Below are 16453 nucleotides of genomic sequence, written 5' to 3'. Positions count from 1 at the left end.
GTTGAAGAGGCGAAAGCCTCGTCCCTCGTCGCAAAGGCGGAGGTCCTGCCATGACATCGGCGGGAACCTGCCAAGGCTGAAGGTCCCATTCGAGGTAGACCGTTGCCGGGCGGCGTGGTCAGGTCAGCAGTGGCTTCAGGTCAGGATCGCCCTTCGCCATGGCCCGTCGATAGGCCGGCCGTTCGCCGATGCGCTGCAGGTAGGCCCGGATGTTCGGATACGGCGCCAGATCGACCGGCATGAACAGCCGCATCGTCGTGAGCGAGAAGACGCTCATGATGTCGGCCGCCGTGAAATCGGCGCCGGCGAAATAGGGCGCTTGGCCGAGTCGTTCTTCAACGAGCGCCAGCACCTTGTCGAGCCGCTCCTGCGTTGCCTCCAGGACCGGATGATTCGCCGGCAACGCGCGCCCCAGCGTCATTCGTCGCAGCAGCACCGGCTGCAGATTGCCGTTGGCGAAGTGGAACCAGTACAGGAACGGTGCGTAGTCCGGATGATCGGCGCCGGGCTTCAAACGTCCATCGCCGTGCCTCGCGATCAGGTACTCGACGATCGCCGCCGATTCGGCCAGCAGCAGGTCGCCGTCCTCGATCAGCGGCGCGGCGCCGAGCGGATGCAGCGCCTTGAGCTCGGGTGGCGACAAGCGCGTCACCGCATCGCGCGTGTAGCGCTTGAGCTCGTAGGGAATGCCGAGCTCTTCGCAGAGCCACAGGATGCGTTCCGACTGGGAATGGCCGAGGTGGTGGAGAGTGATCATGTCGTTCCGATGAGGGCGTTGAAGCGGTTGAGTCAGTCCGCGCGCTCGTGCCCGCGGACGGAAGTGGGCGCGAAGCCGAATCGCTCGCGGAAGCGCACGGCGAAGCGGGAGGGCGACTCGTAGCCCACGGAACGGGCGATCTCAGACACGGGCTGTGTGGTCGCCTGGAGCAAAGTCAGCGCGGAGGCCATGCGGGCGTCGACGATCAAGGCTGTCATCGATGCGCCTTCAGCGGCCAGTCGGCGCCGCAGCGTTGCTTCGGACATCGCCAGCGCGTCGGCGACGCGGGAGGCTGTCCAGCCGTGATCCAAGCGGCCGGCGATCAACGCGCGCACGCTGATGGAGACACTGGCATCGACGGGCGCGGATCGCAGCACGACTCCGTCCTCCAACAACCAATGCATCACCTCCAGCACGCGCTGACGGGCGATGGCATCGGGCAACGCAGGGTCAGGTGCCAGTGCTTGCGTGGCGCGCTCGAAGGCGTCGGACAGGCCGGGCCGCACCTTCGACAGCAAGCGCACCGGGGAGGGCGGTGTGCCCCTTCGCTCGTGCTGAGCGACGCGAGCCGCGTAGTACGCGTCGTCCAGCAATTGGGCGTCGAAGAGCAGCCAACGCGCTTCGTACTGCGTTCCCTCGGCGACGAGGTTGGTGAAGTCGACGGTCTGGTTGCCGCTCAGCAGGATGGCCTGCCGGGGCTGCGCACGCACGCTGGCCCCGCGTGCCGGCTTGACGGTCTTGATGCCGCGATCGACGAGGATCAGTGCGGGCAGATCGACGCGCATCCGCAGGATCTGCAGGCCGCGCCCTTGCAGCACGTGAGCCGCGACACCGACGCCGGGGCGGATGTGCAGCTCGCGGGCCAGCGCGGACCCGTCGGGGGCGTAGATCGTGCTCGGCTTCAAATCGATTCCTCGTGAAGGGATGAATCGATCCTAGCGGGAGAGCCTCACGCCGCCGGTGCGGCGGCGATCAGGTTTGGTGCCGATCCGATCAGACCCGATCAAGCCGGGTCAAACGCGCCGACGGCGCCATGCGGCCACTCCGACCGCGATCCCGATGGCCGCAGCCAAGGCTGGCAACCACACCCACACCAGCTCCGACTGCAGCACCTCCCAGCCCCGCCCGCTGAGCACGCGCTTCAAGCTCAGCGGCGACACCTCGATGACCTGCGCGGAGAAGAAGACGCGTTCCTCTGAGAACGGCCACCACAGCGCGACGCCGTGGCCGCCGTCGGTGATCATGTCCAGCAGGCCGTGGGACAGGCCGGACAGAGCGACGAAGACGAAAGCCCACCAGCGCGGCGCCCGCAGTGCCCGCGCCGACAGGAACGCGATCAGTCCCATCAGCAGCGCAAAGACCAGAGAGTGCGAAGCCCCTCGATGTCCGAACGCATCCGCGTACGGGATGCCGATGCGGAAGGCGATGACGTCGAGGTCCGGGATCACCGAGGCGGCGATGCCGGCCATCAACAGGCGGTTGGAGACGAGCGGCTTGCCCAGGCCCAGTCGCGCGGCGACGGGGATGACGGCGTGGGTGAGGATGGTGGGCATGTTGGGGGGCTGGACCTCAGATGTCCAGGTCATCCACCATGTTGAAGACGAACTCCCGCTCCACGATCGCGGGGATCGGCAGTCCGGCGTAGGTGGCCGGCACGAACCTGGATCGCTTCATGGCCGCGATGCACAGCTTGTGGAACGCGCTCGGCGCGTCCGAGATGACCAGGAAGTCGGAGGCCGTGCCGTCAGTGTTGAGCAGGAACATCAGCTTGACCTTGAAGGTGCCGGCGTAGAGCGCTGCTTCCGAGTCCAGCTCGACCGGCGCGTCGTCGAGGATGCCGATATCCCCGTAGGCCTGGAAATCCATCGCCGGCAGGCTGATCAGCGCATCGACACGCGTGGGGAAGTGCTCGCGGATGAAGGCGTTGTGGGCATGCACGGCGTTGCGAGCCGGACACGCGCTGGCCGCTGGCGTCGACCGGCGCATGCGGCCGCAAGACCCGGTCGCAGTGGAGGGGCTTCTGAACCTCCGGTCCGCCCGCGTGCGCCGATGTCATCGCGACGGTCGTCGCCCAGGCCGCCAGCCAGAATGGGAAAGATCTGCTCGTCCGTAGATCGCTTCGAGCTTGCGCCCGAAGATGGGCCAGGGCGAGGCGACCGGACACCCGCACGCGAAGGCGCCGGGTTGCGATCAGGTCCTCCCGGGAGACTTCTTCCAGCAGGTTCTTGGACAGGCGCTCGCCCAGCTGTCGACGGACGCTTTCCCAACGCCCGATGGCCGTCGCGGACGACGGTTCGATGGCCGCGGCCATGCCTCACTCCCTGGATCGTTTTATTGGACGTGGAGCATACAAGCAGCGTTCATCGCGTTGCAGTAGGGCTTCGCCGTGTTCAGCGGCCGCTCGCCTCGATCCGGATCTCATCCCTGCGGCAGGTCCCGCCGCCGCTGCCGCTGGGCTGATCGCCCAGCAGCTCCTTCAGTGTTCCGCCGGCCTTGTAGTCCCTCGGCAGCTTCACCTGGATCTCGGTGAGGTACTGCCCCGAGCACATCAGCTTCACGCTGTCGCGGTAGGCGTCGCTGCCGGTTTCCGCCTTCAGCTTCTCGTAGAAGGTGTTGCGCGAGATCGCTCCGCCGATGTTCTGACGGATGTACTTGCCAACGCCCGAATCGTTGAACTGCTTCACCAGGTCCACCGCCCGGCGGAAGTACGCGTCCGGATTCAGCGTCGTCTGGCAGGTGCCGTGCTTGCGCCACTCGTGCTCGCCGAAGCCCTTCTCGTAGAGGAAGTTCGGCATCCACGGTCCGATGTACGACACCGTCTCCTTCGAGAGGTTCATCGGCGCATTGCCGCAGTCGCCGTAGCTGATCCCGCATTGCTGCCGGTTGGGCCACAGGCCGTGCAGCGTCAGGTTGGTCACCTTGAGCTTGCCGTCTTCCATCGCCTCGCACTCGGGCTTGCCGCGCCGGCCGCCCGCCGTCCATTCGCAGAAGCCGGGCTGCCACGACATCGCCAGCACGAAGCTGTCGTATTGATCCGGCGTCTTGCACATGCCCTGACCGGAGTTCGCCGCGGCGGTGTCGCCCGACGGCGCGCGGGCACCGGGCGATGTCGCGGTCGATGTCGACGGGGCGGCACCGCCCGCGGCCGCGCCGCAGTCGTTCTGCACCCAGCGCTCCGGCGGTCGCGCGCCGGGCACCTGCACCCGCGTCCAGCCCGCGTTGTGCGACTCCAGGATCGTGTAGCCCGTGCCCGGCGACAGCTTCGCGCCGTCGGGGTTGGTGCTCTTCCTGAAGGACTGGAAGGCGTCGCAGGCGCGCGAGGCGGTGAAGGTGCCGCTCGCGGGATCGGCCCACGCCGAGGGCAGGGCGCTGATCACCAGCGACAGGGCGGCGATTCGGAGAACGAGGCGCATGGGAGTCAGGCGATGCTGTCAGGACAGCCGGCTTTGTACGTCATCTCGGCGTCGACGGGAATGAGCCCGTGGCTCACATGACATAGCCCGTGGCTAACGGACGATCAGAACCCGATCGACACACCGACGCCCAGCACCCAGTCCGCCGTCTGCTTCGTCAGACCACGGTTGATCGACGCGTCCAGCTGGAGCTTCCGGTCGACCAGCCATGTGACGCCGGTACCCGCCGAGATGCTCCGCCCGCCGTTGCGGTTGGACGCGAGCTGGTCGCCAGCGACTTCGACGTAGCCCTTCCACGCCTCCGCGATCGGCCAGCCCAGCGACGCGCCGAGGATGCCGCCGACGAAGTGCTTGCCGTCGTCGCGGCTGTCGCGGTACAGCCCGCCGATGAGGCCGGCCGACCAGTCATGCGGCAGGTCCCATTCCGACGTCAGCCGCAGCGACGGGCGCAAGCCCTGACCCCGGAACGCGGACGAGCCGCTGTCCATGTCCACGTTGAACAGCCACGCGAGCCCCGGCTTGCTGCGCTCGGCGTCGCCGTCCTGCACGTGCCACTTCACGCCGAGCGCCGTGTCGGCCCAGCCGCTCACCTTGGCGGTGCCGCTGCCGTCGGACGCGCGCAGGCGCTGGTAGCCGTCGGTCTCGACGCGGAATTCCCAGTCCTCGGCAAAACCGAAACGCAGCAGCGTCGGCGTCGACCACAGCCGGCTGCGCACGCCTTCGCTCTTGTCGCGTTGGTAGCCCAGGCCTGTCTCCAGCAGCGCGCGGCCCTTGCCGACGGTGCTGCTCGATTCGACGATGCCCGGCTGGTCCGGTTCGATGGCCTCATCCGCCGCCCGGGCGGCGCCGGACGCCGCCGTCAGCAGCGCCGCAACGATCACCAGCGTTTTCGTCATGGAAGGGATCCTCTCACTGTCCGCCGCTGCGATCGCCGCCCATCCACCAGGACGGCGGCACGCCCGAGGCGCCCGTCGCAGGCCCCGAGGCCGCGTCCGACGCCGGCAGCGGCGGCGGCATCGGCCCGATCGTCTTCAGGCCCGCGTCGCCCGCATACTCGCTGAAGACCCAGTCGGGACCGAACGGGCCTTCCTCCTGCACCAGGCCGCCGTCCTTCGGCGGCTCGATCTCGGAGGGCTTGATGTCCTTCAGCGCGACCTGCATGTAGTCGATCCACGCCGGCAGCGCGATGCCGCCGCCGGACTCGCCCGCGCCCAGGCTGCGCGGCTGGTCGTAACCGATCCAGACCACCGTCGCCACGCGGCGCTGGAAGCCCGCGAACCAGGCGTCGACCGCGTCGTTCGTCGTGCCGGTCTTGCCGTAGAGGTCGTAGCGCTTGAGCGAGGCGCTCGCCTTGTAGGCCGTGCCGCGGATCGCCACCTCGCGCAGCAGCGAGCCGGTGATGAACGCGTTGCGCTCGCTGATGGCGCGGCGGTCGTCGGTGAGTTTCTCCGGCTCCGCCTGGAACAGCACCTGGTTCTGCGAATCCACGATCTTCGTCACCAGCAGCGGCTTGAGCAGGTAGCCGCCGTTGGCGAAGACCGAATAGGCGCTCGCCATCTGCAGCGGCGTCACCGAGCCCGAACCCAGCGCCAGGGTCAGGTTCTCCGGCTGCTTCTCGAGGTCGACGCCGAACTTGGCGGCCCAGGCGCGCCCGCGCGCCGGCGTGAGCTGCTCCAGCACCCGGATCGTGACCATGTTCTTGGACTTGGCCAGCGCCTGGCGCAGCGTCATCGGGCCGTCGAAATTGCCGTCGGAGTTGCGCGGATTCCAGTCGCCGACCGAGATCGGCGCGTCGTCCACCAGCGTCGCGGGGCTCGCGCCGACTTCCATCGCGCCGGAGTAGATGAAGGGCTTGAAGCTCGAGCCCGGCTGCCGCCATGCCTGCGTCGCGTGGTTGAACTGGTTGCGGTTGAAGTCGAAGCCGCCCACCAGCGCCAGGATCTTGCCGCTGTCGGGCTCGACCGACACCAGCGCGCCCTCGGCCTCCGGCGACTGCGTCACCGCCCACGCGCCCTTGGGGAACTCCTTGGTCGGCGCGCCGCGCAGCACGCGGATGATGGAGCCGCGCTGGATGCGCAGGTCGGGCTTGGCCTTGGCGGAGAGGGCCGACTGCACCGAGCGCAGGCCTTCGCCCTTGATCTCGATGTCGTCGCCGTCGGACAGGCTCGCCTGGAGCTTGTTGTTCGCGACCTGCGTGACGACCGCGGCGCGCAGGTCGTCGTTGTCCTGGTGCTCGTTGAGCGCCTGCGCGATCGCGGCGTCCTGGTCCTGCGCGTCCATGCCGTCGGGCAGGTCGACGTCGCCTTCCGGACCGCGCCAGGCCTTGCGGCGTTCATAGTCCATCAGCGTGCGGCGCAGCGCCTTGTATGCGGCGACCTGGTCGTCCATGCGCAGCGTCGTTGTCACGCGCAGGCCGCGGCTGTAGGCCTCGTCGCCGTATTGCGCGTGCACCACCTGGCGGACCATCTCCGCCGCGTACTGGCCGTAGGGCAGGCGCTGGTCCTGCGCGGTGCGCAGCTTGACCGGCTCGTCGCGCGCGTGCTGCGCCTGCTCCGGCGTGATCATCCCGACGTCCACCATCCGCTGCAGCACCACCGCCTGGCGGCGCTGCGCGCGGGGCAGGTTCATGATCGGGTTCGCGTAGTACGGGTTCTGCGGCAGGCCCGCCAGCATCGCCGTCTCCGCGGTCGACAGGTCCTTGAGCGACTTGCCGAAGTAGGCCTGCGCCGCCGCCTCGAAGCCGTAGGCCCGCTGACCCAGATAGATCTGGTTCATGTAGACCTCGAGGATCTTGTCCTTGGACAGCTGGCTCTCGATCTTGAAGGCCAGCAGGATCTCGACGAACTTGCGGGTGTAGAGCTTCTTCTTCGTCAGGTACAGGTCACGCGCAAGCTGCTGCGTGATCGTCGACGCGCCCTGGCTGCGCGACGAGAACAGGTTGGCGATCGCCGCCCGGAAGATGCCGGTGAAGGACACGCCCTGGTGGTCGTAGAAGTTGGCGTCCTCCACCGCGAGCAGCGCCTGCTGCATCTGCTTGGGGATCTTGTCCAGCGGCAGGTAGCTGCGCCGTTCCGCGCCGAACTCGGCCAGCAGCTGGCCGTCCTCGGTGTAGACGCGCAAGGGCTGCTTGGGGTTGTAGTCGGTCAGACGGTCCAGGTCGGGCAGGCCCGGCCAGACCACCGCGGCCGCGCCGGTGACCAGCAGCGCCAGGGCGAGCACGCCGGCACCGGACCAGACGGCGATGCGCTTCCACGTGGGCAGTTCACGCAGCGAGTCCCGGATCGGCGCGGTACGGCGCCAGAGCGCCAGGAAGAAACCGGCCAGGGAGCGGGCGACGGTGCGAGCGAATTGAGCGATCTGCTGCATGCGGGGCGCACGAGTTCAGGTCGGCGGATTATCGTCAGACATCCGGGGTTGTCCCGGCATCGCTGCGCACGGCAACAATCCGTACACAGAAGACACACGGCCGACTCACATTGATGGGAATCGGCGGGCAGGGCATCAACCGTGCCCGAGGTTCAAGGTCAGGAAGACCAGCGCGTTGAGCGCGAAGTGCAGCAGGATGGCGAGCTCGATGCGGCCGCTCAGCGTGTAGGCCAGGCCGTAGCCCAGTCCGGCCAGCATCGCCAGCGCCACGTAGGCGGTGCCGCCCGCCGCATGGGCCAGGCCGAACAGCAGGGCGGCCAGCAGCACCGGCAGCCAGCCGTTCATCGTGCGCAGGTCGGTGCCGAGGCGGCGCGCCAGCAGGCCCTGGATGACGCCGCGGAAGGCGGCCTCCTCGGCCACGCAGGTCAGGAACAGGTTGGCCGCCAGGTACAGGCCGGCGTTGTCCGGCCAGCGCAGCGTCGGCCGGCCGAGGCCGCCGACCACCGCCAGCAACCAGGGCAGGGCGAGCGTTGCGGCGACGACCGCCCCGAGCGCCCAGCCCGGCAGGCCGGGCAGGCCGGGCGAAGGCGCCAGCGCGACGCCTTCCGACCGCCTGCGCTGCTGCGAGGCCAGCACCGCCAGCATCAGCATGCCGGCGACGCCCTTGTCGAAGTTCAGGTACTTGAGCGACGGCGGCCGGGCGTCGGAGGTGGTCGCGAGGTAGGTCGGATTCAGGAACCCGGGCAGCAGGTGCAGCGCCAGCGCGAGGCCGATCACCAGCATCAGCAGCATCAGCGTGGCCTCGCGGCGTGGGCGGTGGCGGGCCTCGATCGCCATCCAGGCGAGCGACGCCAGGGCGGCCACCGGCACCATCGCGGCGACCGTGAGCTGCCCGTTCACCAGCCCGGCGGTGACCGCCATGATCAGCAGGGACAGCCAGGGCCAGGGCGCGCGCACCGGCAGCAGCGTGGCGGCAATCGACAGGCACAGGAGCAGGTGGCTGAGCGGCATCGGGGTCCGGGTTGTCATGGGGCAATCGCGCCGCAGTATCCGCGAAGCGGAGCGGCGTCCTTTCCAGGCGCGGTACGCACGCCCGTTGCGCGCCCTGTGGCGCCTCCCGTCGCCCGCCCGGATGCCCGCCCGGATGCCCGCCCCGATGCCCGGCATCGCCGCCCCGCTGAGGTATCGTCCCGCCCCATGCATGAGATGACTTTCTACTGGCACGACTACGAGACCTTCGGACGCGTGCCGCGCCGCGACCGGCCGGCGCAGTTCGCCGGTATCCGCACCGATGCGGACCTGAACGAGATCGGCGATCCGCTGATGGTCTACTGCCAGCCGCCGACGGACTCGCTGCCCGATCCGGAGTCCTGCCTGCTGACCGGCATCCTCCCGCAGACCTGCGCCGAGCAGGGCCTGGCCGAACACCGCTTCGCCGCCGACATCCACGCCGAGCTGTCGCGCCCGGGGACCGTCGGCCTGGGCTACAACACGATCCGCTTCGACGACGAGGTCACGCGCTTCCTGTTCTGGCGCAACCTGATCGATCCCTACGGTCGTGAATGGCAGAACGACTGCGGCCGCTGGGACCTGCTGGACGTCGTGCGCTGCGCCTACGCGCTGCGCCCGGAAGGCATCGAGTGGCCGAAGCACGAGGACGGCCGCCCGTCCTTCAAGCTGGAGCACCTGACCGCCGCCAACGGCCTGGCCCACGAGGCGGCGCACGATGCGCTGTCCGACGTGCGCGCCACGATCGCGCTGGCCCGCCTGATCAAGCAGAAGCAGCCCCGGCTGTGGGACTTCTGCCTGAAGCTGCGCCGCAAGGACGCCGTCTGGGCCGAGATCGGCACGAACCGGCCCTTCCTCCACGTGTCGGGCATGTACGGCACGGAGCGCGGCTGCATCGCGCTGGTCTGGCCGCTGGCGCCGCATCCGACCAACAAGAACGAGCTGATCGTCTGGGACCTGGGCAGCGATCCGGCCGAGCTGCTGGCGCTGGACGCCGAGGCGATCCGGTTGCGGATGTACACGAAGCAGGAGCTGTTGCCCGAGGGCGTGACGCGGCTGCCGATCAAGACGATCCACGTCAACAAGTCGCCGATCGTGATCTCGTCGATGAAGATCCTGTCGCCCGAGATGGCCGCCCGCTGGGGCCTGGACCTCGCGCAGGGGCAGGCGCATGCGCAGACGCTGGCGACGCGTGGCGGGGAGCTCGCGCGGCTGTGGCCGCAGGTGTTCCAGCGCCCGGCCGGTGAGGGCGCTGTCGACGTCGACGAGGACCTGTATGGCGGCTTCGTCTCGAACGACGACCGCCGTTCGCTGGAACGCCTGCGCGGGCTGTCTCCCGAGGCGCTGGCCGACCGCGTGGCGCAGGGCAAGGTCGCCTTCGAGGACGCCCGGCTGGACGAGATCCTGTTCCGCTACCGCGCGCGCAACTTCCCGGACAGCCTGACCGCGGACGAGCAGGCCCGATGGGAACACCACCGGGCCACCCGGCTGCACCTGGGCGAAGGTGGGGCACAGACGCTGGAAGCCTTCTTCGAACGCATCGACACGCTAGCCCAGGCAGCCGAAGAGTCGGAGGACGAGCGCGCGGGCGAAATCCTCTCCGCCCTGTACGACTGGGCCGAACAGATCGCCCCGCCGCCGCCCTGAGGCAACCCCGCTTTGGGCGCCCCGTGTCGTTGCAAATCCTCGCCATAGCAGGGCGATGGCTGTGGTTTGCACCTGACGGTGCATCCCAAACCGGGGTCGCCTCAGGCGGCGGCACACCGTGGCGGCACTGCGGCGGCACCGCGGCGGCACTGGAACGGGGGCCTTCCGGGGTTTCCAGGACCGGGTAAAACGGGTACACCTTCGTCAAACGCCAGGAGACGACATGCAATCCCAACACGACGCCGCCGACCCGATCGCCGCCCGCATGCGGGCGATGATGGTGCGGGCGCCGCTGGCCGTGGCCTTCGTGGCCGCCGGCCGCTTCGAGGTGGTCAGCGAGCACTTCAACCACCTGTTCGGCCACGGCGACGAGACCGACCTGACAGGCACCGACCAGCGCGCGTCGGTCGTGTCGGATTCGGCGCACCAGGCGCTGCAGGCCCGCATCGGCACCGCCTTCGGCGCGGGACGGCCGCTGGACGAGGAAGTGGAATTCGTCCGCCGCGACGGCTCGCGCTTCTGGGGCCGGCTGCAGGCGACGCCCGTGCACTGGGAACAGCCGGCGGGCGAGGCGATGTGGATCCTCGACGACGTCACCGCCGCCCGCCAGCAGCGGTTGCAGCCGACCTGGTCCGCCAAGCACGACGAGGTCACCGAACTCTCCAACCGCCGCGAGATGGAACGCCGCCTGGCCGAACACGTCGGCAGCCGCCGGCATGAGCCGGTGTCGGTGCTGTTCGTCGACATCGACAAGTTCAGCGAGATCCTGCAAGGCATGGGGGCGGAAGTCGCCGACCATTTCCTGTACGGACTGGGGCAGATGCTGATCACGAAGGTGCGGGCCTCTGACACCGTCGCGCGGCTGGAGAACGACCACTTCGTCGTGCTGCTGCCGGACTGCGACCAGCATTACGCCCAGATCGTCGCGGAGAAGATCCGCTCGTCCATCGCCGGCTATCGCCTGCGCTGGGGCCTGCACCGGGCGCGTGTGAAGGCCAGCCTGGGCGTGGTGCAGCTGCAGCCGTCGCTCGATACCGTGGATGCGGTGCTCGGCGCCGGGCAGTTGGCCTGCGCCGAAGCCAAGGCGGCCGGCGGGGATTCGGTCCGGGTGTTCATCTCGAGCGGAAGCTACGAGGAACTGGCGGGGGCTTGAGGCTCGCTCGTCGCTGGAGGCCCACGGACTTCGCAACGCCAGGCGCGGCCCATCACAGGGCATGAGGGCTCCCTCCAGGACCCTCACGCCCTGTTCCGGGCCCAGTGGCGTCTCTGCCCTCGTGAGAGGGCTCGTGGCCTGCGTGGGGGCGTCCTGGCTCAGTACTCGAACGAGGCGTTCACGCTGACCGTGCGCGGCGTGCCCAGCACCAGGTAGCCGCTGCCCGGGAAGCCGCCCGAGGACGCCCAGTAGTTGCGGTCCGCCACGTTGTCGACGCGGGCCCGCAGCGTGACCAGGTGGCCGCGGACGTCCATCGCATACCGCGCGCCGACGTCCACGCGACCCCAGCCCGGCACGCTCAAGGTGTTGGTCGCATTGGCGTACATGCTGCTGGTGGCGATCACCCGCGCATCCAGCGACAGGCCCTGCGCGCCGGGCACGTTCCACTCGGTGCCCAGGTTCAGCATCGCGCGCGGCACGCCGATCACGCGCTTGCCGTCGGTCGTCGCGACGCCGGTGCGCTTCTGCTCGGCATCCAGCCAGGTCAACCCGCCCAGCAGCTTCAGGCCGGGCATGGGTTCGCCGAAGGCGGTCAACTCGATGCCCTGGTGACGGTCCTCCCCCTCGGCGGTGAAGCTCACGTTCGTGACTACCACGGACCGCGGCTTGGCCGTCGAGAAGAAGGCGACGCCGCCGCCGATGCGGCCGCCATCGAACTTCAGGCCGACTTCCTTCTGCTTCGATTGATAGGGCGGCAGCATCGTGCCCTGCAGCGATGGGCCGGCCGACACGCCGGCCGTGTCGCCCTGCGTCAGCCCCTCGATGTAGTTGGCGTAGGCCGACAGCGACTTGCCGAGCTTGAACACGACGCCCGCCATCGGGCTGGTGCGGCTGAGGTCGTACGGCGCCGCCGGCGCGCCGGTGTTGTACGCATAGCTGCGGATGTCCATGGACTGGTGGCGCAGGCCCAGCGTCAGGCGCAGGGTGTCGTCGAGCATCACCAGCGTGTCCGCGAGCGCCGCGCTGCGCAGGCGCGTCATGCCGGTCGTCGCCGGGTCGTCCAGCTGGTTGCTGACGGAGAGCAGCGTCGGCAGCGGCGCCGCGCCACCGTCGTACAGATTCGTCGGGATCAGCCGCACTTGCGTGCTCGTCGTGGACACGCCGAAGGCGGCGCGCTTGTCCAGCCGGAAGGCACTCACCGAGGCCACCAGCTCATGCTTCACCGGCCCCGTGGTCAGCAGGCCCCGCACGCCGACCTCGCCGGTGCGGACGCGGTCCTCGCGCGTGTTGTCGAAGCGGGAAGTGGTGCCCGCACCGGTCGTGCTGTTGGTCAGGGTGAGGTTGGCCAGCGAATTGGCTTCGTCGCTACTGCGCGCGCCGGCGGCGAACCACGCGGTCCATCCCTCGCCGAGCCAGCGGTCCAGGTCGACCTCGCCGCGCAGCGTGCCAAACAGGTCGCGCTCGTTGGAGTAGGTCCACGGCTGCGCCCAGTTGGAATCGCTGTCGGGCGCCTTGGGCACCGCGGTGGCGGTCGCGCCCAGCGTGACGTTGGTGCGGGTGCGCTTGAGCTTGTGGTCCTGGTAGCCGACGTCGGCGGACAGGCGCACGTCGCGGGCGCGCCAGTCCAGACCGATGGAGGCCATGCCCAGGTTGACGCTTTCCTTGTCCACGCTGGTGTCGCCGGCGCGCGAGGCCAGGTTGACGCGCACGCCGGTGGCGTTGTCCGGGCCGAAGCGCCGAGCCACGTCGACGGCCAGGATGGTCTGCCCGCCGCTGGCCGTGCCGACCGTCATCTGCGTCAGCGGCAGGCTGGGCGCGCGCTTGGGCAGCAGGTTGATCGAACCGCCGATGGCGTCGCTGTTGGGCGTCGCGCCGTTCAGGAAGGCCGAGGCGCCGCGCAGCACCTCGACGCGCTCGAAGAGCTCGGCCGAGATGTACTGGCGCGGCAGCAGGCCGTACAGCCCGTTGTAGGCGACGCTGTCGGAGTTCAGGATGAAGCCGCGGATGAAGTAGCTCTCCTGGAAGTTGCCGAAGCCCCGCGCGACCCGCACGCCGGGGTCGTTGAGCAGCACGTCGCCCACGCTGTGCGCCTGCGTGTTCTGGATCAGTTCGTTGGTGTAGGCCGTCGTGCTGAACGGCGTGTTCATGAGGTCCTGGTTGCCGAGCAGGCCGACCCGGCCGCCGCGCGCCACCTGGCCGCCGGCATAGGACTTGATCAGGCCGCCGCGCGAGGCGTCCGCGCTCGCTTCGACGACCACCTTCTGCAATTGCGTCGTGGCAGCTGTTGAAGCTGCGGACGACGCCGCGGTTTCAGGGGCTTGCGGCGTCGACTGGGCGAACGCGCCACCATGCAACGCGGCGGTCAGGGCGAGCGCCAGCGGCGCAAGGGCGGGTCGGAAAGCGGCAGACGGCATGGCGATGAGAAGAGTTCGCAGATAAGAATATTTCGCATTATCTGGAGGCCAAGCCTCTGTCCGATGCGGCCGGCAGGTACGGCGCTGCAAACACCCCATCCGGGGTAGGTGGGACGGGCGTTTGGCGATCGAATTGCCCTCCGATGGCGCATTCGGCGTCGTTTTCAGGGGAAACCCGGACGGATTCGATCCAGAAAAATGAGCCGAAAACCCATTTCTTTTCTAAAGATCGGCTGGAAAGTGCCGATGACGGCGGGATGCCTGGTCGCTTGAGACCGGGATCCTGGGAAGAACGCCATGTCCAACGTCAGCCTGTCGACCGCCTTGTCCGGCATGTCCGCCGCCAACGAGCGCCTGCGCGCGTCCGCGAACAACGTCGCCAACGCCGCCACGCCGGGCTACCGCCGCGAGCGGATCGAGGCCCAGACGGCCGAGGACGGCAACGGCGTCACGACCAAGGTCGAGAAGCTGCCGGAACCCGGCGCCGACCTCGCGGCCGACATCGTCGAGCAGAAGTCGGCGACCTACGCCTTCGTCGGCAACCTGCGGGTGCTGCAGACGCAGATCCGGGCCGAGGGCGCGCTGCTCGACATCCACGTCTGAGCGTCCCGGCAAAGACTTCCCCGCCTCAATGACAAACGGCCGCTTCGAGCGGCCGTTGTCGTTTCCGGAACGCGGTGCAGGCGGCTGCCTTCGCCCGGCCAGGGCCTCAGCGCATGGGCTCAGCTCATGGCTTCAGCTCGAACAGCGACGAACCGTCGCCGTTGTCCTTGACCCGGGTTACCTGAGGCGTCTCCTTGAGATGCGCCGCGGCCCCGTTGCCGGACACGAACTGCATCGCCACGCCCGGGACAGGCCGGATGCGCCAGGACGACGCCGCGACCGCCGCGCTCAGCGACGGCTGCGCCGCGAGGAAGTGGGCCAGTGCCTCGCGCGTCTCGTCCGGCGCGTCGACGACGACCTTGTCCGCCGCCAGCGCCGGGAAGTGGCCGCCGCCATAGGCACGGTAGTTGTTCGTGACGACGAGGAAGTCCGCGCGCTCATCCAGCGGCTGGCCGCGCCAGGTCAGGTTCACGACGCGCTGTCCGTCGCCGAGCCGCTTGCCGTCCTTGTCGAAACGCGCCGGCTGCGTCACGTCGAGCTCGTAGCGCAAGGCGCCGTCCTGACCCAGCATCATGTCGAAGTTGAAGCTCGGGTAGCTCGTGTCCACGAGGTCCTGCCGCGCCGGCCCCTGCGGATCGATGCGGCGGAACTGGCCGGCGGACATCTCCAGCCAGTCGCGCACCTGGGCGCCGCTGAGCTTCACGACCTTGATCGTGTTCGGGTAGACGTAGAGGTCGGCCACATGCTTGATCGCGACCGGCCCGGCGGGGATGTCGGTGTACTGCGTCCAGCCCTGGCGGCCACCGGACTTGAAGGGCGCGGCGGCGCTCAGCATCGGCAGCTTTTCCAGCGCCGTGCCCTGGACCGCCTTCAGCGCGTAAGCCAGCTGCGCCTGCGCGACCAGCCGCACGGCGGTGCCGTCGAGCACCTGCGAGAAGTAGCTCTGGATCGGCTGGTCCGCCATCGCGACCTGGCTGCGGACGTAGTTGAGCGTCGCCTGATGCTCGCCAGCGATCACGACCGCGGGCATCGGGTCGGCGTCGACGAGCGGCTTGCGCGTGGCGCGGTCGAAGATCGGGCGCAGGCTGGACTGGCTGTCCACGACCTGCCACCGCTTGCCGCTCTTGCCGCCCTTGGCGTCCTTGCTGTCCGTCTGCTTCAGCGTCAGGTCGACGATGCCGAGGTGATCGCCCCAGCGGCCCGGCATCACGGCGGGCGTGCCGTAGAGCTGGCCCTTCGCGAGGTCCACGCCCGGGTAGCCGGCGAAGCCGGGGCCGGGGAACTCGGTATGCGCATGACCCAGCAACAGCGCGTCCACGCCCTTCACGCGGGCGAGCTGGGCGGCCATGTTCTCGGACAGCTTGGGCAGCTCGGTCTTGTCGATGCCGGTGTGGGCGATGACGACGATCAGGTCCGCGCCACGTCGGCGCAGGTCCGTCACCTGCTCGGCGGCGGCGTCGACCATGTCGCGCACCCGCACCTTGCCGGCGAGGTTCTGGCGGTCCCACTCCAGGATCTGCGGCGGCGTGACGCCGACGACGCCGATCTTCAGCGCGTGGTCCTGGCCGGCCTCGTCGCGCATCGTGCGCTCGAGCATCACACTGGGCGTGAACGCATGACGACGGCCGTCGGCCTCCATCACGTTGGCGTTCAGGTAGGGGAAGCTGGCGCCGGCGATGGCCTGGCGCAGGAAGGGCAGGCCGTAGTTGAACTCGTGGTTGCCGAGGTTGCCGGCGTCGACGTCCAGCAGGTTCAGGATCTTGTAGGCGGGATGGATGTCCCCGGCCTTCAGCGGCTTCACACGCGCGACGACGTCGCCCAGCGGATTGCCCTGCAGCAGGTCGCCGTTGTCGAACAGCAGGCTGTTGGGCGCCTCGGCGCGGGCGCGGTGGATCAGCGTGATCGTCTTGGCCAGGCCGAACTCCTGGGCCGGGCGGTCCTGGTAGTAGTCGTAGTTCAGCAGGTTCATGTGGATGTCGCTGGTCTCCAGCACGCGGAGCTTGACCTCCGCGGCGGACAGCGGCATCGACAGGACGGACAGGGCCGCCAGCCCCAGCGCCAGGACCAGGGGGCGCGTCGAGCGCGTGCGCAT

13 protein-coding genes are annotated in these 16453 nt (G+C 69.1%); 3 read left to right on the top strand and 10 right to left on the bottom strand.

All coding sequences use genetic code 11. From position 1 onward, the window contains the following. Nucleotides 1-118: 118 nt before the first annotated feature. From AC1VNM_RS10985 to AC1VNM_RS10950, 8 genes are all read right to left on the bottom strand, one after another. On the bottom strand, nt 119-757 hold the full coding sequence (locus AC1VNM_RS10985) for a glutathione S-transferase family protein (RefSeq protein WP_483106942.1): 639 nt from the start codon (nt 755-757) through the stop codon (nt 119-121). A gap of 32 nt (nt 758-789) precedes the next feature. Beyond that, a complete protein-coding gene (locus AC1VNM_RS10980) occupies nt 790-1662 on the bottom strand; it encodes a helix-turn-helix transcriptional regulator (RefSeq protein WP_483106941.1) in 873 nt (290 codons plus the stop codon). 108 nt (nt 1663-1770) lie between these two features. Then, the gene (locus tag AC1VNM_RS10975; protein ID WP_483106940.1) at nt 1771-2310 is read right to left on the bottom strand and encodes a metal-dependent hydrolase; all 540 of its coding nucleotides are present in this window, start codon (nt 2308-2310) and stop codon (nt 1771-1773) included. A 16-nt stretch (nt 2311-2326) separates the two neighbouring features. Beyond that, a complete protein-coding gene (locus tag AC1VNM_RS10970; RefSeq protein WP_483106939.1) occupies nt 2327-2695 on the bottom strand; it encodes an energy transducer TonB in 369 nt (122 codons plus the stop codon). A 452-nt stretch (nt 2696-3147) separates the two neighbouring features. Next, on the bottom strand, nt 3148-4170 hold the full coding sequence (locus AC1VNM_RS10965; RefSeq protein WP_483106938.1) for a ribonuclease T2 family protein: 1023 nt from the start codon (nt 4168-4170) through the stop codon (nt 3148-3150). 104 nt (nt 4171-4274) lie between these two features. Then, nucleotides 4275-5066 carry a transporter gene (locus tag AC1VNM_RS10960; RefSeq protein WP_483106937.1) on the bottom strand — a complete coding sequence of 264 codons (792 nt, stop codon included), beginning with the start codon at nt 5064-5066 and terminating at the stop codon, nt 4275-4277. A gap of 13 nt (nt 5067-5079) precedes the next feature. Then, nucleotides 5080-7536, bottom strand: coding sequence for a penicillin-binding protein 1A (locus AC1VNM_RS10955; RefSeq protein ID WP_483106936.1), 2457 nt, complete (start codon nt 7534-7536; stop codon nt 5080-5082). 135 nt (nt 7537-7671) lie between these two features. Next, nucleotides 7672-8565, bottom strand: a complete 894-nt coding sequence (locus tag AC1VNM_RS10950) for a CPBP family intramembrane glutamic endopeptidase (RefSeq protein ID WP_377153984.1) — start codon at nt 8563-8565, stop codon at nt 7672-7674. Between the two features lie 168 nt (nt 8566-8733). Between AC1VNM_RS10950 and sbcB the strand changes: the two genes are divergently transcribed. Both sbcB and AC1VNM_RS10940 read left to right on the top strand, forming a co-directional pair. Then, a complete protein-coding gene (gene sbcB, locus AC1VNM_RS10945) occupies nt 8734-10191 on the top strand; it encodes an exodeoxyribonuclease I (protein WP_483106935.1) in 1458 nt (485 codons plus the stop codon). Nucleotides 10192-10414: 223 nt separating this feature from the next. Then, entirely contained in the window at nt 10415-11344 is a 930-nt protein-coding gene (locus AC1VNM_RS10940; protein WP_377153989.1) for a GGDEF domain-containing protein, read from the top strand. Between the two features lie 158 nt (nt 11345-11502). On the opposite strand, the gene AC1VNM_RS10935 is transcribed toward AC1VNM_RS10940, so the two are convergent. Continuing rightward, nucleotides 11503-13758, bottom strand: a complete 2256-nt coding sequence (locus AC1VNM_RS10935) for a TonB-dependent receptor (RefSeq protein WP_483106934.1) — start codon at nt 13756-13758, stop codon at nt 11503-11505. Nucleotides 13759-14055: 297 nt separating this feature from the next. On the opposite strand from AC1VNM_RS10935, the gene AC1VNM_RS10930 reads away from it, so the two are divergent. Then, nucleotides 14056-14361 (top strand): flagellar basal body protein, encoded by a 306-nt coding sequence (locus tag AC1VNM_RS10930; RefSeq protein WP_331614553.1) that lies wholly within the window; start codon nt 14056-14058, stop codon nt 14359-14361. Nucleotides 14362-14485: 124 nt separating this feature from the next. On the opposite strand, the gene AC1VNM_RS10925 is transcribed toward AC1VNM_RS10930, so the two are convergent. Then, complete coding sequence (locus AC1VNM_RS10925) at nt 14486-16453, bottom strand: bifunctional 2',3'-cyclic-nucleotide 2'-phosphodiesterase/3'-nucleotidase (RefSeq protein WP_483106933.1); 1968 nt, start codon at nt 16451-16453, stop codon at nt 14486-14488.

It is taken from the genome of Mitsuaria sp. MSU3D (assembly GCF_056867975.1).
This window is presented reverse-complemented; position numbering and strand designations above follow the sequence as displayed.

Coding starts and splice junctions, on each gene's coding strand:
- AC1VNM_RS10985 (WP_483106942.1), bottom strand. CDS start 757: ATGATCACTCTCCACCACCTCGGCCATTCCCAGTCGGAACGCATCCTG.
- AC1VNM_RS10975 (WP_483106940.1), bottom strand. CDS start 2,310: ATGCCCACCATCCTCACCCACGCCGTCATCCCCGTCGCCGCGCGACTG.
- AC1VNM_RS10965 (WP_483106938.1), bottom strand. CDS start 4,170: ATGCGCCTCGTTCTCCGAATCGCCGCCCTGTCGCTGGTGATCAGCGCC.
- AC1VNM_RS10960 (WP_483106937.1), bottom strand. CDS start 5,066: ATGACGAAAACGCTGGTGATCGTTGCGGCGCTGCTGACGGCGGCGTCC.
- AC1VNM_RS10955 (WP_483106936.1), bottom strand. CDS start 7,536: ATGCAGCAGATCGCTCAATTCGCTCGCACCGTCGCCCGCTCCCTGGCC.
- AC1VNM_RS10950 (WP_377153984.1), bottom strand. CDS start 8,565: ATGACAACCCGGACCCCGATGCCGCTCAGCCACCTGCTCCTGTGCCTG.
- sbcB (WP_483106935.1), top strand. CDS start 8,734: ATGCATGAGATGACTTTCTACTGGCACGACTACGAGACCTTCGGACGC.
- AC1VNM_RS10940 (WP_377153989.1), top strand. CDS start 10,415: ATGCAATCCCAACACGACGCCGCCGACCCGATCGCCGCCCGCATGCGG.
- AC1VNM_RS10935 (WP_483106934.1), bottom strand. CDS start 13,758: ATGCCGTCTGCCGCTTTCCGACCCGCCCTTGCGCCGCTGGCGCTCGCC.
- AC1VNM_RS10930 (WP_331614553.1), top strand. CDS start 14,056: ATGTCCAACGTCAGCCTGTCGACCGCCTTGTCCGGCATGTCCGCCGCC.
- AC1VNM_RS10925 (WP_483106933.1), bottom strand. CDS start 16,453: ATGCGCACGCGCTCGACGCGCCCCCTGGTCCTGGCGCTGGGGCTGGCG.